The organism is Planktothrix sp. PCC 11201, assembly GCF_900009135.1.
Taxonomy (GTDB): Bacteria; Cyanobacteriota; Cyanobacteriia; order Cyanobacteriales; family Microcoleaceae; genus Planktothrix.
The window spans coordinates 314792-336973 of record NZ_LT797688.1 but is presented as its reverse complement, the minus strand read 5'-3'; the positions used below and the strand labels follow the sequence as shown (position 1 = coordinate 336973).

Annotated in this window: 19 protein-coding genes, 2 tRNA genes and 1 rRNA gene; 11 read left to right on the top strand and 11 right to left on the bottom strand. The window is 39.8% G+C overall.

All coding sequences use genetic code 11. From position 1 onward, the window contains the following. Positions 1 to 6 precede the first annotated feature (6 nt). The gene (locus tag PL11201_RS02310; RefSeq protein ID WP_079677032.1) at positions 7 to 1308 is read left to right on the top strand and encodes a DNA-processing protein DprA; all 1302 of its coding nucleotides are present in this window, start codon (positions 7 to 9) and stop codon (positions 1306 to 1308) included. A 131-nt stretch (positions 1309 to 1439) separates the two neighbouring features. Here PL11201_RS02310 and PL11201_RS02305 read toward each other — a convergent pair whose 3' ends face one another. The 3 genes from PL11201_RS02305 to PL11201_RS02295 form a co-directional block, all read right to left on the bottom strand. Next, positions 1440 to 2330: a phosphatidate cytidylyltransferase gene (locus PL11201_RS02305; protein ID WP_079677031.1), complete on the bottom strand. Its 891-nt coding sequence runs from the start codon at positions 2328 to 2330 to the stop codon at positions 1440 to 1442. Positions 2331 to 2389: 59 nt separating this feature from the next. Further along, complete coding sequence (cbiT, locus tag PL11201_RS02300) at positions 2390 to 2989, bottom strand: precorrin-6Y C5,15-methyltransferase subunit CbiT (protein ID WP_079677030.1); 600 nt, start codon at positions 2987 to 2989, stop codon at positions 2390 to 2392. A gap of 78 nt (positions 2990 to 3067) precedes the next feature. After that, on the bottom strand, positions 3068 to 4540 hold the full coding sequence (locus tag PL11201_RS02295) for an aminotransferase class I/II-fold pyridoxal phosphate-dependent enzyme (protein WP_079677029.1): 1473 nt from the start codon (positions 4538 to 4540) through the stop codon (positions 3068 to 3070). Positions 4541 to 4825: 285 nt separating this feature from the next. Here PL11201_RS02295 and PL11201_RS02290 point away from each other — a divergent pair, with 285 nt between their 5' ends. From PL11201_RS02290 to PL11201_RS02280, 3 genes are read left to right on the top strand one after another with little or no spacing between them, the layout of a single operon-like run. Further along, positions 4826 to 5749 (top strand): energy-coupling factor ABC transporter permease, encoded by a 924-nt coding sequence (locus tag PL11201_RS02290; protein WP_079677028.1) that lies wholly within the window; start codon positions 4826 to 4828, stop codon positions 5747 to 5749. Between the two features lie 7 nt (positions 5750 to 5756). Further along, positions 5757 to 6413 carry an energy-coupling factor transporter transmembrane component T family protein gene (locus tag PL11201_RS02285; RefSeq protein ID WP_079677027.1) on the top strand — a complete coding sequence of 219 codons (657 nt, stop codon included), beginning with the start codon at positions 5757 to 5759 and terminating at the stop codon, positions 6411 to 6413. Continuing rightward, positions 6400 to 7137 (top strand): energy-coupling factor ABC transporter ATP-binding protein, encoded by a 738-nt coding sequence (locus PL11201_RS02280; protein WP_079677026.1) that lies wholly within the window; start codon positions 6400 to 6402, stop codon positions 7135 to 7137. Before PL11201_RS02285 ends, PL11201_RS02280 begins: the two co-directional genes overlap by 14 nt. A gap of 130 nt (positions 7138 to 7267) precedes the next feature. Here PL11201_RS02280 and PL11201_RS26725 read toward each other — a convergent pair whose 3' ends face one another. Together PL11201_RS26725 and PL11201_RS26720 are read right to left on the bottom strand one after the other, a co-directional pair. Then, positions 7268 to 8371, bottom strand: coding sequence for a hypothetical protein (locus PL11201_RS26725; RefSeq protein WP_200816683.1), 1104 nt, complete (start codon positions 8369 to 8371; stop codon positions 7268 to 7270). A gap of 2 nt (positions 8372 to 8373) precedes the next feature. Continuing rightward, complete coding sequence (locus tag PL11201_RS26720; RefSeq protein WP_200816682.1) at positions 8374 to 9447, bottom strand: DNA cytosine methyltransferase; 1074 nt, start codon at positions 9445 to 9447, stop codon at positions 8374 to 8376. Positions 9448 to 9626: 179 nt separating this feature from the next. On the opposite strand from PL11201_RS26720, the gene ychF reads away from it, so the two are divergent. Further along, on the top strand, positions 9627 to 10718 hold the full coding sequence (ychF, locus tag PL11201_RS02270) for a redox-regulated ATPase YchF (RefSeq protein ID WP_079677025.1): 1092 nt from the start codon (positions 9627 to 9629) through the stop codon (positions 10716 to 10718). 150 nt (positions 10719 to 10868) lie between these two features. Then, positions 10869 to 11237 carry a phage holin family protein gene (locus PL11201_RS02265; protein WP_079677024.1) on the top strand — a complete coding sequence of 123 codons (369 nt, stop codon included), beginning with the start codon at positions 10869 to 10871 and terminating at the stop codon, positions 11235 to 11237. Positions 11238 to 11448: 211 nt separating this feature from the next. Here PL11201_RS02265 and PL11201_RS02260 read toward each other — a convergent pair whose 3' ends face one another. Further along, complete coding sequence (locus PL11201_RS02260) at positions 11449 to 11715, bottom strand: hypothetical protein (protein WP_144017648.1); 267 nt, start codon at positions 11713 to 11715, stop codon at positions 11449 to 11451. A gap of 232 nt (positions 11716 to 11947) precedes the next feature. Between PL11201_RS02260 and glp the strand changes: the two genes are divergently transcribed. After that, positions 11948 to 13177, top strand: a complete 1230-nt coding sequence (gene glp, locus PL11201_RS02255) for a molybdopterin molybdotransferase MoeA (protein WP_079677022.1) — start codon at positions 11948 to 11950, stop codon at positions 13175 to 13177. Between the two features lie 91 nt (positions 13178 to 13268). Here glp and PL11201_RS02250 read toward each other — a convergent pair whose 3' ends face one another. From PL11201_RS02250 to PL11201_RS02230, 5 genes are all read right to left on the bottom strand, one after another. Then, entirely contained in the window at positions 13269 to 13448 is a 180-nt protein-coding gene (locus PL11201_RS02250; protein WP_079677021.1) for a chlorophyll a/b-binding protein, read from the bottom strand. After that, on the bottom strand, positions 13445 to 14458 hold the full coding sequence (locus PL11201_RS02245) for a succinate dehydrogenase/fumarate reductase iron-sulfur subunit (protein WP_079677020.1): 1014 nt from the start codon (positions 14456 to 14458) through the stop codon (positions 13445 to 13447). The genes PL11201_RS02250 and PL11201_RS02245 overlap by 4 nt, the downstream gene beginning before the upstream one ends. 74 nt (positions 14459 to 14532) lie before the next feature. After that, the gene (locus PL11201_RS02240; protein ID WP_079677019.1) at positions 14533 to 16056 is read right to left on the bottom strand and encodes a hypothetical protein; all 1524 of its coding nucleotides are present in this window, start codon (positions 16054 to 16056) and stop codon (positions 14533 to 14535) included. Between the two features lie 120 nt (positions 16057 to 16176). Continuing rightward, positions 16177 to 16971, bottom strand: a complete 795-nt coding sequence (locus PL11201_RS02235) for a TIGR03943 family putative permease subunit (protein ID WP_079677018.1) — start codon at positions 16969 to 16971, stop codon at positions 16177 to 16179. A 24-nt stretch (positions 16972 to 16995) separates the two neighbouring features. Continuing rightward, positions 16996 to 18090, bottom strand: a complete 1095-nt coding sequence (locus tag PL11201_RS02230; RefSeq protein ID WP_079677017.1) for a permease — start codon at positions 18088 to 18090, stop codon at positions 16996 to 16998. 694 nt (positions 18091 to 18784) lie between these two features. Here PL11201_RS02230 and acsF point away from each other — a divergent pair. From acsF to PL11201_RS02205, 4 genes are all read left to right on the top strand, one after another. After that, entirely contained in the window at positions 18785 to 19861 is a 1077-nt protein-coding gene (gene acsF / locus PL11201_RS02220; RefSeq protein ID WP_079677015.1) for a magnesium-protoporphyrin IX monomethyl ester (oxidative) cyclase, read from the top strand. Positions 19862 to 20379: 518 nt separating this feature from the next. Then, positions 20380 to 21870: ribosomal RNA gene (locus tag PL11201_RS02215) — 16S ribosomal RNA — on the top strand. 118 nt (positions 21871 to 21988) lie between these two features. After that, positions 21989 to 22062 (top strand) — tRNA-Ile (locus tag PL11201_RS02210). 13 nt (positions 22063 to 22075) lie between these two features. Beyond that, positions 22076 to 22148 (top strand) — tRNA-Ala (locus PL11201_RS02205). Positions 22149 to 22182: the final 34 nt, after the last annotated feature.

The following is a 22182-nucleotide window of genomic DNA, read 5'->3' as shown; positions in this document are numbered from 1 at the left end:
AGCCCCATGCTGAACCATCAATTACCCCCCGATACCCAAGCAATTTTATTATTATGTGCCAGTTTTAGTCAAAATCGCAAAACCGAACCCCAACCGTTAACTTTAAGTGAATATAATACGTTAGCTAATTGTCTGCGACTACAGCAATTAACACCAAAAAATTTATTAGAAGAAACGGCTAAAAAACAACTATTAGAAATGATCATTCCTCTTGATCCTAACCGAATTATTTCCTTATTAGAACGGGGAATGATGTTAAGTTTAGCGGTGGAAAAATGGACAAGTCAAGGGTTATGGATATTGGGGAGAAGTGATCCTGAATATCCTCGCTGTCTTAAACAAAAACTTCAACATTTAGCTCCAGCAATTTTATATGGTGTGGGGAATTTTGAACTACTTTCTCAAGGTGGTTTAGCGGTGGTGGGTTCCCGTGATGTTGATGAAGAAGGACTCAATTATACTGATTATATTGTTCAAACTTGTGCAGAACAGGGAATACCAATTATTTCAGGTGGGGCGAGAGGAGTTGATCAAACAGCGATGTTAGTGGCTTTAAATGCAGGAGGAAATGTTGTGGGAGTCCTGGGAGATAGTTTAGCAAAATCGGCGGTTTCTAGCAAGTATCGCCACTTTATTAAAAGCGGAAATTTAACCTTAATTTCTTCCTATGATCCTGATGCTGGATTTAATGTGGGTAATGCTATGGGACGGAATAAATATATTTATGGATTATCAGATTATGGGTTAATTATTAGTTCTTCAGTAGACCAAGGAGGAACCTGGGCGGGTGCAGTTGAAGCGTTAGAAAAAATCAAAACTGTTCCAGTATTTGTGCGAATGCAAGGAACAATACCAGACGGAAATCAACAGTTAATAAATCGGGGAGCTAAACCTTTTCCTGAAATGCCTTTTAATCGTCCACTTCAAGAACTTATAACTGATGTTATTGCAATGGATCAAGATGCTTTAATTTCTATTCCTCATTCAGAAATAGATTTAACGTTATCTCCCCAAACTGAAAATGAACTTAAACCCGCTTCTGAAAATAGCGAAATTCAGAAAGATACACCCGTTTATCCTGTTTCTCAAACTATTTATGAAGCAGTATTACCCCTAATTCTCGGTCAACTTGAACAACCAAAAGATGCCAAATTTTTAGCTGAGTTATTACAAGTTAGACTCTCTCAAATGCAAGATTGGTTAAATATTGCTGTTAGTCAAGGAAAGGTTAAAAAGAATAAAAAACCCGTGACTTATGAAGTTAATCGGGATATTTCTCTATTATCATTTATTTCTAATAAACATTGACTAACATATTCCCCTCTGATAATATAGAGTTGAAAAACTTATCCAATAATAAGTGATAAAGTTTGTCTCTAACCCGCCCCTACATAATAGGAGATAATATAATATAATCGGGTAGCTGGGATAATGATTTTTTAGATTGACAATAAAGGTAAAAATAAGGTGATAAAATAATAGACCAAAGGAGCGGTAAAAACATAACTATCGGCGCGGTCTAAAATTCCGCCGTGACCGGGAATTAGTTGACCGGAATCTTTGACTCCGGCGTCTCGTTTCATTAAAGATTCGGTTAAATCGCCTAATAAACTGGAAATTCCAATTAATAATCCTAGGATTAAACCCGCCCAAGGAAACCCCGGCCATTTTAAATACCAAGACCCCAATATGGCGACTATAATACTGCCTAAAAACCCAAATATTGCCCCTTCAACGGTTTTTTTCGGACTGATATCTGAGAGGCGAGTCCGACCAAAGGTTTTGCCAAAAATATAAGCCCCAATATCCGCCGCCCAAATACAACTAAAAGCTAATAAGGTAGCAGTTAATCCTGGGGATAAATTAGAAATTGACCAATTTTCTAACCAATTTTCATTAAAAGGAATGGGACTGGCGAAGGCTTTTTCTAGTAAAGTATTGGGTTCAAGTCCAACTCGTAACCGTACCCAATAACTGGGTAAATATCCCCCATAAAATAGGCCTAAAATTGAAGAACTAATATCAGCAATGGTTGATAATTTAGGTCTAAATAATAGATAAAAACAGACTAATGTTCCGGCTAAGGCAAACATTGCATCGACTAAACTAGGAGAAAATGCGGCGGTCAAAAGTAAGGCTTGACTAACAAATAAAGTTGTTTTAACCGCGGGTTCAATACCTTTAGCTCGAACTAATTGAAAATATTCTAATTGACCTAAATAAATAATTACACTTAATCCCAGGGTAAAATACCATCCTCCAAAAATGAGCATTCCCAAGGCTAAAATAATTCCAATAATTCCACTGATAATGCGAGACAAAGAAGGCATAGTGTTAGGAGTCAGAAGTTAAGACGGGCTGGGGCAGTTATCTATAGCGTATTTTAAATTTAATCTATTTTTTCACCACTTAAAATAAACATAGGATTAACGGATTCAAAAGTTTGATGATTACCTCGTTTTTCTAATCGGTTAATGGCAGATTGAACCACCTCAACGTTGCGGATTTGTAACTCAGCAAACCCTTCAGAAATAGCATAAAGACTTTCTAAGTTAGATGCCGTGGCTACAATTCTTCCTTGAGGTTGTAAGTATTTCCAAACTTCATGCAGAATGGCTTTAATTGGTTTTCCTCCTTCCAAACAAACCCGATGAGGTAGATAGGAAATACTTTGTAAACATTCGGGGGCACTCCCTTCAACTACATCAATATTCTGTACTTCAAATCGTTCACAATTGACTCGAATTAAATTCACCACATCTTCATCCCTTTCAATGGCAATAATTCGACCTTGGGGACATAATAGCCCCGTTTCCACCGCAATTGTTCCAGTTCCAGCCCCAATATCCCATACAATTGAGTCAGGTTGCAATCGCATCAAGGATACTAATAATAAACGGACTTCCCGCTTACTCAAAGGAATACCGGGCAACTGTTCAAATAAATCATCGGGAATACCAGGGGTAACATAAGGCCAAAGTTTGGACATTTTGGGAATTAATTGGGGGTGAGATTTCAACTTTTAATGATTAGGTTGGAGATAAATAAATAGTTGTCTATTTTTAATTTAACCTTTAACAATTTTAAGCTGTTGCAGGTTCGGATCACTACATCCTGTTATTTTCCCACCCAACGCTATAACTTGTTGCAAAAATTTTAGAGCATCAGAGGTGATAATTTCACCAGGCATTAATACGGGGATACCAGGCGGGTAGGGACAAATAATTTCCGCACTTACAGACCCTGCACAGTCTTTAAGGGGGCGTTTTTCTGTTTGGGCAAAAAAAGCATCCCGACAGGAAAAAGGGGGTTTAGAAGGCGCGGAGTGGGGTGTAGGGGAGAAATTAAGGGGAGAATGGGGGGTCGCAGAAAGTTGGTGTTCAACGGAGAGGGTTTTTAATCCGTTAATCAGTTGGTTAATATCGGTTTCAGTATTACCCAAACTAATCATAAAAGTTAGGTGATGAAGACTAGGAAGTTCTGCGGTGACATGGAATTGTTGACGGAGAATTTCATCGGCTTCATACCCGCTTATTCCTAAGTTTGATACTTTAATAGTTAAACGGGTAATATCTAGGTTAACACATCCTGATGTCGGTTTTAATTCGGGATTTCCAAAAATAGATAACCCTTTGATTTTGCTAATTTCCGTTCTGGCTATTTGTGCTAAGGATATTGTTCGATTCATTAAATTATAGCCTTGGGTTACCATCTGTTGACGGGCAGCATCTAATGAGGCTAATAATATATAATTGGGACTGGTAGATTGAAGGAATTGTAAGGTTTGAGATAGACGCTTTCTGTCAATATAATTTCCTTGAACATGAAGCATGGAAGATTGTGTCATTGAACCCAATATTTTATGGGTAGATTGTACTGTTAAATCTGCTCCTGCTTTTAGGGCTGGGGTTGGTAAATCAGGATGAAAATTAAAATGCGCTCCGTGAGCTTCATCGACAATTAAAGGGATATTATATTGATGGGTAATTTTAGAAATTTCGGTAATATTTCCACAAATTCCTTGATAAGTAGGATATACTATTAATACAGCTTTGGTATCGGGATGTTGTTCTAAGGTTTGAGCAACGGTTTCTGGAGTAATACTATAGGCTAAATCCCAAGTCGGATTATATTCGGGTTGGATAAAAATTGCGATCGCACCTGATAAAATCAAGCCTGAAATTACAGATTGATGAGCATTTCTAGGGACTAAAATTTTATCTCCAGTTCTGCAAATAGCTAAAATAGCAGCAATAATTCCAGAGGTTGATCCATTAACTAAAAACCACGTTTTTTCGGCCCCAAAAGCATCAGCAGCTAAATCTTGAGCTTCTGCAATTACACCTTCTGGATTAAATAAATTATCCAATTCAGGTAATTCAGGTAAATCAGCTTTAAAAAGTTGAGTTCCCAATAGTTCTATCAACAAAGGTGAAATCCCTTGTCCCCGTTTATGTCCGGGGGCATAAAAGGGTGTATCAGGTTGATTGGCACAATTTTTTAAAGCCGTCAATAATGGTGTTTGAAATTGGTCTAACATTGAATAAAAAACTCCGTTGTTGTTGCGCTTAAGCGCAAATATTAACAATCTAAAATTTAACTCCAAATATTACTATATTACAATATATCTACTAAATACGCTCATCTAACATGAATTTTATTTTTACTCATGGAAAAGTCAGTAAATACAAGAGTTAGATGATATTTGTTGCTATTTTTTACTGACAATACCCCTAGAGGGGATTGCAAATTATCAAAAAAAGGTATTTACTATTAATGTTGATAAATTCATTAATACAGCAATTCAAGGATCAGGGCTTAGTTTATGCACATTCCCGATGGATTTATTTCTCCCGCAGTAGCAACTGTTACCAGTCTTACCAGCACCGGATTTTTAGCAGTTTGTTTGGGGCGTACCCGCGAGAATGTAGGATTACGATATGCGCCAGTTATGGGATTAACAACCGCGTTTATTTTTGCCGCTCAAATGATTAATTTTCCGGTAGCTGGAGGCACCAGTGGACATCTTTTAGGAGGAACTTTAGCTGCGGTAATTTTAGGGAATCCTTGGGCAGCTTCTGTATCCATTGCGACAGTTTTATTGATTCAAGCTTTTTTATTTGCTGATGGCGGAATTACCGCCCTGGGAGCTAATATTTTTAACATGGCAATTGTGGGAGTTTGGATAGGTTGGATCCTAACACAAATTCTCCAACAATTATTAGGAGGTTCCCGTTTTCGTTTACCTTTAGCTGCGGGTATTGCCGGGGGAATTAGTGTTATTGCCGCTGCGATCGCTTGTTCCATAAATTTGATTTTATCAGGCACAGCTACGGCAGCCATAATTTTACCTGCAATGATCGGAGTTCATAGTTTAATTGGAATTGGCGAAGGATTAATTACCGCCGGAATTTTAACTTATTTAATTACGGTCAGACCAGATTTATTACCTGGAGATCAACCCCAATTAAATAAATGGTTAATTCCTGTAATTGGTACATTATTAATTGCCGGAGTATTATCCTTGTTTGCATCAGCTTGGCCCGATGGTTTAGAAAAGGTTGCAGAAATTCACGGTTTTGGTGAATTAGCCGAAAATGTGCGGTTTAGTATTCCCACACCTTTCGCTGATTATACTATCAAAGGATTAGGAGAAATTGGCACTAGCATTTCTGGAATTATCGGAAGTGTAATTTGTTTTGGTATTGCTTTTGGGATTCTCCAAATTGGTAAGCCCAATCAGTTATAATTCAACAATGATTCAATTTTCTATCCCGTTTAAATTACGGATTTCTCTTGTGCTTGTGATCGGAATTGCCTTACTCAAAACATCTGTATGGTGGGCATTAAGCTGCTATAGCGCGATCGCATTTTTTTGGGTAATTCTTTTAAAACCGCACCTAAAAATTATCTCAAAACTATTAGGGGCAGAATTAATCCTACTTTCATTATTAGCCTTACCCATGGGATATGAAAAAGCCAGTTTTATGGTAAGTCGTTCCCTGCTATGTTTACTAATAATGAATAGTTTTCTCATTACATTACCACCCCATAGTTTAGGAATTGCCTTAAAAGGTTTACCCATTCCCGCAACCTTTCAAGAAATTATATTATTAACTGGGCAATATTTAGAAATATTAATCTCAGAAGTTCGTCAAATGCAAGAAGCTGCAAAATTGCGAGGTTTATCCGGTTATTCCGGTTGGTTACGTTATACCAGTGCCGCTATGATTGGTTCTCTTTATTTACGAAGTTTAGATCGGGCTGAAAGAGTTTATAATGCTATGATTCTGCGGGGTTATCAAGGTAAATTACCCGTAGAATCTCAATCAACACCTAGAGATAATTTTACCATAATTATTGTGATCACTATCGCTAGTTTATTAACATTTTTTTCCTATGTCAAAAATTAATAGTTCTGAAAAAACCCTAATTGTCCAAGATTTAATGTTTGGATACGCGCGACAAGAGCCGATCTTACAAAATATTTCTTTTACCATAAATTCCGGTGAAAGGGTGGCTTTAATGGGGGCTACAGGTGCGGGTAAAAGCACTTTATTAGAAAATTTAATCGGGTTAAAATTACCCAAATCAGGTCAGATTTTCATTAATGGTATTAGTTTAGAATCTAAAAATCTTTCTGATATTCGTCTTCAGGTAGGATTTGCTTTTCAAAATCCTGATGATCAATTATTTATGCCCACTATTTTAGAAGATGTGATGTTTGGTTTGCGTAACTATGGAATGTCTCTGATCGAAGCTAAAGAAAAAGCACGATTGGTTTTATCGCAATTCGGGTTAATCTATTATGAAAATCGCTCCTCCCATGAATTATCAGGAGGACAAAAACGTCTAGCTGCATTAGCATCAATTTTAGTATTAGAACCCAGTATTTTAATATTAGATGAACCCACAAACGGTTTAGATCCCGCTTGGCGCAAAAAATTAGCTCACATATTATCTGAGTTACCCTTAGAAGTGATATTAATTGCTTCCCATGATCTGAATTGGATTAAAAAAACTACCGATAGATGCTTAATTTTAGCCCAGGGAAAAATTGTCGTAGAGCGTCCGACCCAGGAATTATTACAAGATGAAGAAATGTTGGAATTACACGGTTTACCTCCTAATTGGTAAGAGATACATCTGGAATCTGATTTCTTTAATACCATCTATAAAATAATTATTTTTGGCACAAATATGGGATATTCATAGAGGTGCTTGTAATTTATCTAATATCATTTTTAGATTCTCAAATTGAGTATTTTTAATTAAATTTGGATAAAATTTGATTCCATTTGGTTTTATGAATTGTCTGAATTTCCTGATCTAACTCAATAATCTTTGAATACTCATCAATAAATTTTTCTAACGACATAATTAGTCTCAAATAATATTTGAGAGTAGGAATAATCCCATTTAAAATAATCTGACAACCATGAGTTTCTGCTATTTTTTTAATTTCCATCTCAATCAGATTAGATTCTGATTCTTTAATATCTTTGGATGCAAATATAAAATATCTTTGAGGATTATATTTAATAATCTTTTCTTTAGCTATATGAATTATTTGAAGATCAATTTCTTTCCCATGTTTGATTTCTATTGCTTCAAACAAATTACCTGCCTCATCAAATAGTTCAATATCTCCGGCACTTTGAGATGTTCGATCAGATGCCGTATGGCTTGCCAAAATTTTGAGAGTACAGGATTTATATCTCTCAATTTCAGTAACTAAACAACTGTAAATTGCATAGAAAGCAATGACAGGAAGTTTAGAACCTCCACGAGTTTCATAGTCAAAGTTAAAATGTTGATCCAGACAATTGATCAGAGTCTTAATATCAATCTTATCAGGATTAGATAATTTAACAATGTTAATTTGATTTGCTTTGGCAACTTCTATAACCTTATTCATCAATAACCGTAAACAAATTTCTGCTTTTTCGGGGTTGTTTTGAACATAATCAATAATAGATAAAAACGCTTTTTTAACATTCTTATCATTGATTTTCCCCTCATAGTTTAAGGTATAAGGATAAGGCTGTTCAAGAGAACGGGTTAACCAACCACTTTCAGCCATTGCAGGAAGACCTAATTGTTTTAGGGTTGGTGTAATATATTGTGTATCTATACCTCGACCAGAAAAACCACTAGGCATATTAGATTGATGATATCTAATATCTTGTTGAGGGTTCAAAATCTTATAGATCAGTAATGTAACAAGAACTGTATAAACTCCTTTCTGACTCTTACACTTAGAGCCTATTTCTAAAATATAGTTTTTATCCTGTTCAGGAATTGTATTTTCAATATCAATAATTGAAATAGCGTTATTGTAGATTTCCAACAGTTTTTCTTTGCAATTCATATTCATTCAAAAAGTCCCGGTATTTTAAGTTGAATAGGTTCTTTAATCGATTGTTTGACTGTCCATCCTGATAAATGCTGATGATCAGAATAACCAAAAATTTGTTCTCTAATCTGTAGGGCAAGTTCTTGAAATAGAGGAATACAAACAGAATTTCCAATTTGTTTATAACATTCTCCCAAATTGGGATGCAGTTTAAACGTATCGGGAAACCCCATAATTCTATAACATTCTTGGATAGTTAACTTACGAACTCGATTTTCTTCGGGAATATAAATAAAGAAACGTCCCGATGTTTCCTGGGATGGAATGGTGGGATGGACTCCATCAATGGAGTAAATTCGATTTGGTTGGTGATGTACCCTAGATAAATGTTCTGTGTTGGGTCTAATCCCTTTTTTCCAGATATTCTTATTACGATATCCCACAAAAATCAGACCCGATAACTGCTGTTTGTAACCCTCGATAAGTGTATATTCTTCCGGGTTTAAGTATTCAAATTTTCCCTTGTGATCTAAAAAATCTCTTAATTTAGGAATAGGATAAACCCTCTGCAATTTTGAGAAATAAAATTTTTTATCTTTGCAAGCTACAATAATTACTCGCTCTCGATTTTGCGGAAGTCCAAAGTCTTTAGCATTCAATAATTTATAATCAACAGCATAGCCTAAATCTTCTAAAGAATATAAAATAGTCTGGAGAGTTTTTCCCTGATCATGATGTAGCAAATGTTTAACATTTTCCAAGACAACAACCCTGGGATGATGGATTGCTATAATTTCACAAATATGAAAAAATAGGGTTCCTCTAGTATCCTCAAACCCTTGGCGTTTTCCACAAATGCTAAAGGGTTGACAAGGAAACCCAGCCGTTAAAACATCAAATTTAGGAAGATTATTATAATCAATTTTAGTAATGTCGTCCTCCGGCTGTTCTCCAAAATTATTAAAATAGACTGATTGACAAGCGGGATCTTTTTCACAAGAATAAACACATTGATAATCAGCACTTTCAAAAGCCAATCTTAACCCACCGATTCCAGAAAATAAATCTGCAATTTTAAGAGAATTATCCATATTTAACCACAATATGCTTGTTGATTTATAACTACCAAGCGAGGAGGCTCACACCACATTGATTGTATCCTAATATGGTTTCAATTCGGCTCAAGTATAAATTTGTTAAATTTGTCCCTAAAAGGTTTATAATAATAAATCAAGTATTCTATTGAACGTTTAACTTAAACATCGAACCCATGCTAAGAGCCGGAATTGTTGGACTCCCCAACGTTGGTAAATCGACATTATTTAACGCTTTAGTTGCCAATGCTAAGGCAACGGCGGCGAACTTTCCTTTTTGTACTATTGAACCGAATGTCGGCGTTGTCGCAGTTCCCGATGAACGGTTAAATGTATTAGCAAAAATCTCCAAGTCGGAACAAATTATCCCCACTCGAATTGAATTTGTAGACATTGCTGGGTTAGTCAAAGGAGCGAGTCAAGGAGAAGGGTTAGGAAATCAATTTTTATCCCATATTCGAGAAGTGGATGCCATTGTTCATGTGGTTCGCTGCTTTGAAAATGATGATATTATTCACGTTGCGGGTTCAGTTGATCCCTTGCGAGATATTGATATTATTAATTTAGAATTAGCCTTGTCAGATTTATCTCAAGTTGAACGACGGATTGACCGCGCCCGTAAACAGGCGAGAACCAGTAAAGAAGCACAACTCGAAGTGACAGGGTTAGAAAAAATTGCGGTTTTATTAAATGAAGGAAAACCCGCCCGTCAAGCTGTATTAACTGAAGAAGAAATAGAAGCGGTGAAAGGCTTAGGTTTAGTCACTCAAAAACCCGTTATTTATGCAACTAATGTCTCAGAAGATGATTTGGCAAAGGGAAATGCCCAAGTTGAAAAAGTTCGAGAAGTTGCTAAATTAGACAATGCTCAAGTAGTCGTTATTTCGGCACAGGTAGAAGCGGAATTAGTGGATTTATCCGAAGCAGAAAGAACGGACTTTTTAGCCTCTTTAGGAGTAGAAGAAGGAGGTTTAAAATCCCTAATTAGAGCGACTTATGAATTATTAGGATTACGCACTTATTTAACCACGGGCCCGAAAGAAACTCGCGCCTGGACAATTAAAGCCGGAATGTCTGCACCCCAAGCCGCCGGAGTGATTCACTCTGATTTTGAACGGGGATTTATTCGGGCGGAAACCGTAGCTTATCAGGATTTAGTGGCGACGGGCTCTATGAATGCTGCAAAGGAAAAAGGATTAGTTCGCAGTGAAGGAAAAGAATACATTGTCCAAGAGGGAGATGTGCTGTTATTCCGATTTAATGTTTAATTTCTGAAGGTTAACCCCGTACTAATGAATGGTGCGGGGCGAGTTTTTTTAAATTTTATTAAGGAAAAATAAAGATTTTATAATTTTATCTTCAGACTGTGATGAATTAGGAGTAGAATCAGGCGTTATAAGAATACTGGAGTTCTCAAAATGTTAGTTAGTTTGTTAATTGCTTGGTTAGTAACAGCCGTTAGCTTATATTTGATTGCTTTACTGAGTCAATTTACTGGGGTTGAAATTGAGGATTTTAAAAAAGCCTTAATTTCGGCGGCGGTTTTTGGAATTGTTAATGCTTTAGTCCGTCCGATTTTAGGATTAATTTTGCTTCCAGCAACTTTGATTTTTGCCGGATCTTTTGTTTCATTTCTTCTCAACGTTGCCATGTTTGCCTTAGCAGCTAAACTTGTGGAAGGATTTCGCTTGCGTTGGGGAATTTGGAGTGCTGTAATTGGAGCTTTAGCCCTGAGTTTTATTAATTCAGTTCTGTTTCAGGTATTAGCACAAGTCGGTATCAGATAGTTCTAATTTAAGCTAACCAGAGAATAACGAATTTAACCCCAGGGATGCACCTTTATCAGTTTTCTTTACATCAACAACCCAACATTCGTAGCCCCTGCTAATCTAAATATAGCCTAGCTGCGTAATTCCTGTATTTTTAATCATAATCATGCCAAATAATTTATCCTTTTATATAGACAAGGATAAAGAGTTGAATTTGATCACCTAATCTCTAATATTCATACACCGACAGGTAATTTTCGACATACTGCCAATGGTCATCGCCGTAGCTTTCTTTTAACAGATTTCGGGTTGCAGTTCCAATTACTAATTCGCCTTCGTGGTTGTAGGAAATTTTGTGATCGATTTGGGTGTCTTCATCCCCTAAAAGTTGTTTTAGGGTACTCAGGGTGTTAGCAAAACTCGCTAGTACATAATGCTCTGTGATCCAATCCTCGGGATCGGGGATGATACTTTTAGTCCGGTTTGGTTTTATCATGGTCATATCACAGTAAGGCGAGAGGTTGATAAATTCTAATCCTAAAACTCAGAGATTGCTGTGATTAGTGTTTAGTTTATTTGATTCTCCTCTAATTATGGCCAAAGTTATGATAAATTTCAGTGACGCTCATCTGGGAAGGATGATGATCAATTCCCTATTTTTTTGTGATCTGTATCACCAAGGGCTGGGCGGAGGAGATAGTGAACCTTAGTTAATCCTATAAAAAATAATGTTACCTGTAGAGCAAGCAGAATCAATAATATTAAATTTAGTCCAACCTCTGAATACTGAAATCGATCAAGAAGGGGTGGCAATGACTCAAGTTGCTGGTCGAGTTTTGGCTAAATCGGTCGTAAGTTCATTGGATTTTCCCCATTGGGATAATTCAGCAATGGATGGATATGCAATCCGATATGAAGATGTTGCGGATGCTTCCATAGACCATCCCAAATTATTAGAAATTATTGAAGAAATCCCGGCTGGATCTGCTCCCAAATCTACGATTCAAATGGGACAAGCTGCCCGAATTTTTACGGGATCTTGTATTCCAAATGGTGCGGATACCATTGTGATACAGGAGGAAACAAAACGGGACGGAAATCAGGTTAAAATTTTATCGGCTCCCAAACCCCAGGCTTTTGTTCGACATCAAGGATCGTATTACAAAGCTGGAGAACCCCTGCTTACTCCTGGCATTCCTTTGGATGCTGTGGAGATTGCGGTGTTAGCGGCGGCACAATGTACCCAGGTTCCGGTTTATCGACGCTTGCGAGTGGCGTTATTATCAACGGGGGATGAATTAGTTACGCCCGATACCCCTTTAAAACGGGGACAATTAGTAGACTCTAATCAGTATGCCTTGGCAGCGGTGGTCAGGAATTTAGGGGCGGAAGTGATCGAATTAGGGATAATTCCTGATCGACCAGAGGTGTTAAAAAAAGCCATTTCTCAAGCGATAGAAACAGCCGATATGGTGATCTCAACCGGGGGGGTTTCTGTTGGGGATTATGATTATGTTGAGGAGATTTTAACCGAATTAGGAGGAACTATTCATATCCAATCGGTGGCAATTAAACCCGGAAAACCTTTAACGGTAGCCAAATTCCCGAATTGTTTATATTTTGGTTTACCCGGAAATCCGGTTTCTGCTTTAGTAACTTTCTGGCGGTTTGTTCAACCTGCAATTAAAAAACAATCGGGGTTATTGTCTCAGTTTTGGGGGCCGGAATTTGTGAAGGCGCGATCGCGTCAAGAGTTAAAAGGAGGAGGAAAACGAGAAATTTATGTATGGGGTCAATTATGTTTAGTAGATGGGGAATATGAGTTTCAATTAGCCCCCGGAAGTCAAATTTCTGGCAATTTAATTAATTTGGCACAAACAACCGGGTTAGCGGTTTTACCGATCGGTCAATCTCAAATTAATCCGGGTGATATTGTTAAGGTCTTGAAAGTTCGTTGATTGGATTTCTATGTTTACAACAAAAAGAATTGTTTGGAATATGCGGTCATAAATATATGTAGAGACGTTATATAAAACGCCTCTACAAAATCTAACGTAAACCCAACCAAGTGAATAAATCTTGATGAGTGAAAAATTCTAATACAATTAATAGAACAAATCCCAACATGGCAAAACGGCCGTTAATTTGTTCGGCGTAACGAGTCCAACCCATGGCGGGTTCGGGTTGGGGGTTGGGTTGGACTGGAGTAGAAGGTGTTGAAGAAGTCATGGTTGTTTTTCTAGGTCTTGAATAGATTGAATGAGCGATCGCACCGTTTCTGTGCCTTCAGAGGGTTCAAAGGTCAAGGGAAATTTACCCCGCATGATCACCCGCATTCCCACGGGCCCTAAGCTGAGTAACCCCTTGAGATCGCGGAAATAATTCCCAACTACCATTACAGCAAATTTGCGTTCATCTACCCAACCCCCCTGTTTTACCAATTCCACTAAAACCTTGCGGTGGCGAATGGGACGACTGGCGCTGGCATCTTTGCGTTCTAGGATTTCATGTTTAATTTTAGTAATCTGATCCAGGGGGGCGACCTCCATCGGACACACGGAGTTACAGTTAAAGCAACGGGTACAACCCCAAACCCCGTTAGTTCCTTCGCTATACTGTTCCAGACGTTGTTCGGTTTTGGCATCCCGGGAGTCCGCTACCATCCGTTGCGCTTTAGCAAGGGCGTGGGGCCCCACAAAATCGGGGTTAACTTCGACGGCGTTGCACTCGGAGTAACAAGCTCCACAGAGGATACAGTTGCCCATTTGGTCAAGTTGGGCTCGTTCTTCTGGGGTTTGCAGAAATTCCCGTTCAGGAATAGCCCGTCCGGCGGTACTAATATAGGGTTCAACGGTTTGTAAGTTATCCCAAAAACGACCCATATCCACCACTAAATCTTTGATCACGGGTAAATTTCCCATGGGGGCAATGGTCATTTCTGGGATATCGTTTGAGGGGGTTTGACCGGAATTCGCCTCGGCAATTTTTTGTAAACGGGCGACTTCACTGCCAATATTTTCTTTACAAGCTAACGCAGAACGGCCATTAATTCCCATGGAACAACTGCCACAAATGGTATTGCGACAGTTTTTTCTAAACGCTAAAGTCCCGTCTTGTTCCCATTTAATTCGGTTAAGACAATCTAAAATAGTATTTCCTGGTTCAACATCGAGGAGATAACTTTGCACCTGCCTTGAGGTATTAGGACTTTGGCGGACAATATTAAACTTAACTCTCATATTTTTGCACTAATTAGTTAATTTCGTAGTGAGTCCTTTAGGACTCTCTTAGCCCTAAAGGGCTTACTACTATTTTAGGGTAGCCATTGGGGATGGAAACCAAAAAAGGGCAATTCTTCTGGTTTAACTTGGGGTTTGGAACCGTCGGTAGGCGTATCTATCATTAAGGGTAAAATCCAGATGCGACTGGTTTTAATTGTATCTCCTGCTTGGGTTTTTGTGGATTGATTTAGATTATCTGATCCCCCCATTTCAATAACGGTTTGATCAAAAAGTAAGGCTAATCCATCGGGTGATAAACTGATATTAATTTCTTGTTGGTTAGGTAAAATCACAAAGGGAACAACTTGTTTAGTTTTGATATCAATTGCTACAATATAAGGCTGTTCTTTATAGACTTGGGGATTATCCAAAACTTCGGTAATTAAACAATATAACAGGCTATTACTGGGGTCAAATTCGGCACTAATGATATTCCCAAAAGGAGGGGTGCGATAAAGTTCAAGTTCTTGTCCTTGGTTATTAACTATAAATAGCGATCGCGTCCCATCGGGATTAAATTTTAACATCGCCGCAGCACTACCATCCTTGGCAAATCCTAAAACTCGACCAAATTTTGGTAAAAATTCTAGGGGTTTTGCATCAGGTTTTAGAGGTAAAATGGTTGTTAAATCAGGCCCTTGAGCAATAACCAAAGATTGACTATCCGGGGCAATTAAAAAGTCTCCACCCTGTATATTTAAAGGTTTAGGAGATTTTCCGCTTTCAATAAACCAAGGACTCGCATCATTAGGATTGGTTTGACTGACCCTTTGAACCACAATAATTTTACCATCTGGGGATAAATCAAATTTTAAATTTCGATAATATTTAGCATCTAAAATCTTTTCAATTTTTCCGACTGGTTGGGCTGGTTGAGGGTTTTCTCCTGGGGATTGAGGATTAATTCCTGTGATGACAGTATATAATTCAGGTGAAATTGATCCTTTTTTTTGTTCAGATTTATTAATAGCAGAAAAGAGAATTTTATCGCCTTTAGGATAGAGTTTAAAATCTAAAACAACTAAATCTTCAGGCGTTAAAATAATGGGTTTAGGTTCTTTTTCACTGAGATTTACTAAAACCAATTTTCCTTCTTGATTTCCCTGAACTCCAATATAAGCAAAGGCGCGATCGCGACTTCTAAAAAAGCCAGTAAAGGGTTGAATTAATGTTCCTTGTTTATCGCCATATAAATGATCTCTAGCACCTTTTAACTGCACACTAAATGGGGTTCCATAGGGTACAGGTTCTGATAAAGTATAGGCCATGCGTCGTCCTGCCCAACTGATTTTACCAGGTAAAGGTGGATCAATTTGCAAGTTTTTTTCTACACTTTCTCGATTCATCGGACGATTGAAGGTAATCAATAATCCCATGTCTTCTGCCCCAATTTGTTTGTTTTGCCAACTAAATTCTTTGACTTGGGGAGTGGTGTGATCGCCTGTTAATAAAACAATTCCGATCAATACGGTTAAAATTGTTATTAAAATCCAGGCAGCTTGATCTAGGGGTTGAACCCATTTTAATTGTTTAAACTTTGAGATTATATTGTTCATAAATTATTTATCAGTTACCAGTGATCAGTTACCCGTTATCAGCTATCATCTATCAGTACATCCGTGGATAGTTTATTAACTCTTACACTGATAACTGATGACTGTTTACTGATAACTGATTTAATAATCGTAGGGATTTTTGGGTGGGAGAATGGCTTTAACTGTTTCAGCTTTTAAAGTTAATTTCCTTTGGTTATTAAAAGTTTCTGTAAACATTTTGCCTTCAATTTCTAACCAAGTATCTTGGGGATATAATTCCCGAGATTTGCCTTCGGGAAGTAAAACCGGAAGTCCTACGGGATAGGCGTCTGCCGCACAACAGGTGAGAATAAATCGCCCTAACCAAATATAATTTTTAGGTAGTTCAGGAGGATAGATAACAAACCCGGTAATTTTCGCTTTTTGATCTGTATAAGCATCGGGTTCAGGATTAACATTGAGTAATCGCATCCATTCAATTAAAGAGCGATTTTCCGGTTGAATTGCGGTTCTAAACTTCTGGGGTTGAGCGCGAGTTACGGGTAAAGATTCAGTTAAGCCTCGTTTTAATGCGGTTTGTGCCCCGAAGGTTTGGGGAGTAATAAATAATCCCAAACAGGCAGTTATGATTAATAATAAACTACCCCAGCCCTTAGGAAATAAGCTGATATGTTGTACCGCAGCAGAGGAACTTACGGAGCTTTGTTGAATAATTTGTTTGGCTTTTAATCCTCCTAAAATAAATAGTATAATACCGGTAGCAATCGACAACCCAAAATAGTTGGGATGGATAAGAATATAGAGTTTTCCACTAATCCAATATTTTAATAATAAAATTCCCCAAACGAACAGGGCAACTACATCTAACCAAGGGTTTTCTAACAAGAGTGAAAATCTATTGTAGAAGCGGGTCAGTCGTTGAGTCAGGTGCGTCATATTGGGTGGAACTCCAAAGCCAAATTAACTGAAATTTAAGTTAACAATCAGGGTGAATAAGAAGGTTAACTGAAAGGCAAGAATCACCAGATAAAAAACCGCCCTAGCCTTGAAAACCGATAACATTAATCCCACGGTTTTAATATCAATCATCGGCCCAAATACCAAAAATGCTAATAACGATCCACTCGTAAACGCAGAGGAAAAAGATAGAGCAAAAAAGGAATCAACCGTTGAACAAATAGAAACAACTCCCGCTAACAATAACATTGCCAGAATCGATGTGACGGGACTTTGACCTAAATTTAGAATAAATTCCCGGGGAACTGCAACTTGGATCACAGCAGCGATAAAACTTCCTAAGACTAATACTCCCCCTAATTCTCGAAATTCCTGCACCATATTTTCCAACATCGAACCCCAACGCTCTTTTGTCGGGGTCAAAAATATTGTTTTCCAATGAGGACGGGAAGGTTTAACACTAACAGATGCTTTTTTTTTGGTTTTCAGCAGGTTTTGAGTTTTCCAGGCGGGAAGGGACTCTAGGCGAGTAGGTTGCGCCGACTCCCCTAAAAAATAGGTTCCCGACTGGAGTAAGGGAGAAACCAATATATCCGAGGGGGGAGGGACAGCCAGGTCAGCAATAGGTAAAGCCCGGGCGATCATGGGTTGCACCAGGGGTCTTAAATCCTTCTGGACACCAAATAACCAGCCTAAAGTCGTAGCAATGGTTAAAGAGAATAAAACCCGTAAAACCACGATTTCCGGCTGATCTCGGAAGGCAACCCAGGTTGACCAGATCACGATGGGGTTAATAGTGGGAGCCGCAAATAAAAACCCAATGGCTACCGAGGAGGGAACTCCCTGTAAAATTAAGCGCCGGGCCACTGGAACGTTCCCACATTCACACACGGGAAATAGAAACCCGACTAAACTCCCCGCAAATGCCCCTAACAGGGGATGGGGGGGAATATAAGACAAAAGTTTCTGTTCATCGACAAACCACAACAGCACACTGGAAAACAAAACCCCTAACATCAGAAAGGGGATCGCTTCTACCAGTAAGCTGAGAAATAGGGTAAAACCGCTACTAAATTGATGGATGAATGTTGCTGGCATCCGTTACCTATGGGAAGGACAAAATAATTCTGCGATCCAGGGGATCATTGAGACCATGGGAGTTGAGCGATTTAGTGACTAGATTCCCTATCCAACTTAGCAGATGTTGGGCCTCGATTGCCAGAAGGGATTAAAAGTACGGCTATCGGATAGAAATTGAATCAACCGCTCACGGTCAATTGTCAATCAATCCCTGACTTTGTTGCAATTCTTAATATTAATCATCGAAAAAATGGGTAGAAACCCCGTCGTTCTACGACGGCTTTGTGTTAGAATTGTAGATGGTCACTGGCCCACCCGTGACGATGGATTCAGACAGCCTAACGAGCGAAGCCCAGTTGTACTGGCGGCGCAGAAAAATCGGTAGACCGGGAAAATGAGGATAGGGCAATGGGCAGTCCACCCCTAGAATCAACACAAACTTCAGAATTCTCTTTTTGAGACTTCGACATATAAGAACCGCAGGGCTTGCGGGGATAGTCTGTGGAGCGAACATAAGACCAGAAAACTCCTTGTGGGTAGAGGCAGTTGCTAAGAAGCAGAAACCTGAATTGTGAAGTTTAGGAATCATCGTCCGTTTTACGGCGGTGAGGATGTCAAAAATTCAGCCTAACCTCAAGCGGGGTGACGGGCGGAATGTCCCGTGAACTCCTAACTTTAAGACACACCGCGATAAGAAAGAGATCCAACAGACATGGTAGATTCCCTGAAGAAACCCGCTTTTGATGAAATCCGACCTGGGGTAAAAAGCCCAGCTAAGGAAACTATCCTCACCCCTCGTTTCTATACGACGGATTTTGAGGAAATGGAGAAAATGGACATCTCCGTCAACGAGGAAGAACTCTTAGCCATTTTGGAGGAGTTTCGCGTAGACTACAACCGCCATCACTTTGTCCGAGATGCACAATTTGACCAATCCTGGGATCATATTGATGGAGATACCCGGGGTTTGTTCATCGAATTTTTGGAGCGTTCCTGCACTGCCGAATTTTCAGGTTTCCTGCTCTATAAAGAACTCAGCCGTCGTCTCAAGGGAAAAAGCCCGGTTTTAGCAGAGTGTTTTGAATTGATGTCTCGCGATGAAGCTCGTCATGCGGGTTTTCTGAATAAAGCGATGTCCGATTTTAACCTCTCCTTAGACTTAGGATTTTTGACCAAAAACCATCAATACACGTTTTTTAAACCGAAATTTATTTTTTACGCCACCTATTTGTCCGAAAAAATCGGATATTGGCGCTATATCACTATTTATCGGCATTTGGAAGCCCATCCTGAAAGCCGAATTTACCCGATTTTCCGTTTCTTTGAAAATTGGTGTCAGGATGAGAACCGTCATGGCGATTTCTTTGATGCCATCATGCAATCTCAACCTCAAATGCTGAATGATTGGAAGGCGAAACTCTGGTGTCGTTTCTTCCTATTATCTGTGTTTGCGACCATGTATTTAAACGATTTACAACGGGCGGACTTCTACGCTTGTCTAGGTTTAAATGCCCGGGATTATGATATTCACGTCATTGAAAAAACCAATCAAACCGCAGGTCGTGTTTTCCCTGTGATGCTGGATGTGAGTAATCCTGAGTTCTATAACCGGTTAGATGTTTGTGTCCAGAATAACCAACAGTTGAGTGCTATTACTAATTCTGGCAGTCCTAAATTGGTTCAGTTCTTCCAAAAACTGCCCTATTATCTGTCTAATGGATGGCAGTTAGGTAAACTGTACTTCATGAAACCGATTGATCTTACCGGATCTCAAGGTGCTGTTTATTAATAAGTAATTTCACGATCTCAATTAAGCCTTGGGGGGTTCTGTAAACACAGAACCCCTTTTTCTAATCTAATTTCGACCGAACTTAACTAGACACCTCTTTTGTCCCTCTAAAGGAAAACCCTGATTTTCCGTAGGCTAAAAAGTCGTAACTTTGTTCAAAACTGCTATCACCCCCATGTCTGACAACTTTTTGCGGAACTTTGTTGAGATCCCAGTTGTTCTGTTGAGCTTGCTCAACCCGACCCAGCCCTAACCCTTACAGCAGAAGGGTTTAGAAAAAAAAACAAAAAAAGATGGGAAAAAGGGTTGACAAACCCTAGGAGGTTAGATATATTGGTAAATGCGCTCGAGAAACGAAAGCGACGAGGGCGCACCGAACCTAGAAAAAAGAATACGTTTGAAAGTCGAATTTACAAACTCCTAGTCAAAAAACTAACAGAGGAGTCAACTGTAAAGTTGGTGAATCAAAAATAACATGACTAATTAAATTAGTCAAGATAAGAGCTAACAGATTCTTCAAAATGGAGAGTTTGATCCTGGCTCAGGATGAACGCTGGCGGTCTGCTTAACACATGCAAGTCGAACGGAATCCCTCGGGATTTAGTGGCGGACGGGTGAGTAACACGTAAGAACCTGCCTCTAGGACGGGGACAACAGTTGGAAACGACTGCTAAACCCGGATGAGCCGAAAGGTAAAAGATTTATCGCCTAGAGAGGGGCTTGCGTCTGATTAGCTAGTTGGTAAGGTAAAGGCTTACCAAGGCGACGATCAGTAGCTGGTCTGAGAGGATGATCAGCCACACTGGGACTGAGACACGGCCCAGACTCCTACGGGAGGCAGCAGTGGGGAATTTTCCGCAATGGGCGAAAGCCTGACGGAGCAAGACCGCGTGGGGGAGGAAGGTTCTTGGATTGTCAACCCCTTTTCTCAGGGAAGAACTCAATGACGGTACCTGAGGAAAAAGCATCGGCTAACTCCGTGCCAGCAGCCGCGGTAATACGGGGGATGCAAGCGTTATCCGGAATGATTGGGCGTAAAGAGTCCGTAGGTAGTCAATCAAGTCTGCTGTTAAAGAGCGAGGCTTAACTTCGTAAAGGCAGTGGAAACTGTAAGACTAGAGTGTAGTAGGGGCAGAGGGAATTCCTGGTGTAGCGGTGAAATGCGTAGAGATCAGGAAGAACACCGGTGGCGAAGGCGCTCTGCTGGGCTATAACTGACACTGAGGGACGAAAGCTAGGGGAGCGAATGGGATTAGATACCCCAGTAGTCCTAGCGGTAAACGATGGAAACTAGGTGTGGCCTGTATCGACCCGGGCCGTGCCGAAGCTAACGCGTTAAGTTTCCCGCCTGGGGAGTACGCACGCAAGTGTGAAACTCAAAGGAATTGACGGGGGCCCGCACAAGCGGTGGAGTATGTGGTTTAATTCGATGCAACGCGAAGAACCTTACCAGGACTTGACATCTCTGGAATCCTGCTGAAAGGTGGGAGTGCCGAAAGGAACCAGAAGACAGGTGCTGCATGGCTGTCGTCAGCTCGTGTCGTGAGATGTTGGGTTAAGTCCCGCAACGAGCGCAACCCTCGTCGTTAGTTGCCATCATTAAGTTGGGAACTCTAGCGAGACTGCCGGTGACAAACCGGAGGAAGGTGAGGATGACGTCAAGTCAGCATGGCCCTTACGTCCTGGGCGACACACGTACTACAATGCGAGGGACAGAGAGCAGCCAACCCGCGAGGGAGAGCGAACCTCTTAAACCCTGGCACAGTTCAGATTGCAGGCTGCAACTCGCCTGCATGAAGGAGGAATCGCTAGTAATCGCAGGTCAGCATACTGCGGTGAATCCGTTCCCGGGCCTTGTACACACCGCCCGTCACACCATGGAAGTGAGCCACGCCCGAAGTCATTACTCTAACCCGTAAGGGGGGAGGGTGCCGAAGGCGGGGTTGATGACTGGGGTGAAGTCGTAACAAGGTAGCCGTACCGGAAGGTGTGGCTGGATCACCTCCTTTTAGGGAGACCTACTTTTGAGTTGAGTGTTGAATCCAACAAATATAGCACCCTCAAAAGTCATCCCAGGTCGTACTAGGAAAAAAGAGACTTTCAAACGTATTTTAAAGTTCGGAAAAAGGGCTATTAGCTCAGGTGGTTAGAGCGCACCCCTGATAAGGGTGAGGTCCCTGGTTCAAGTCCAGGATGGCCCACCTAAACCAATGTGGGGGTATAGCTCAGTTGGTAGAGCGCTGCCTTTGCAAGGCAGATGTCAGCGGTTCGAGTCCGCTTACCTCCACTGAAAATATTCCTAGAACAAATCAGCACTACAG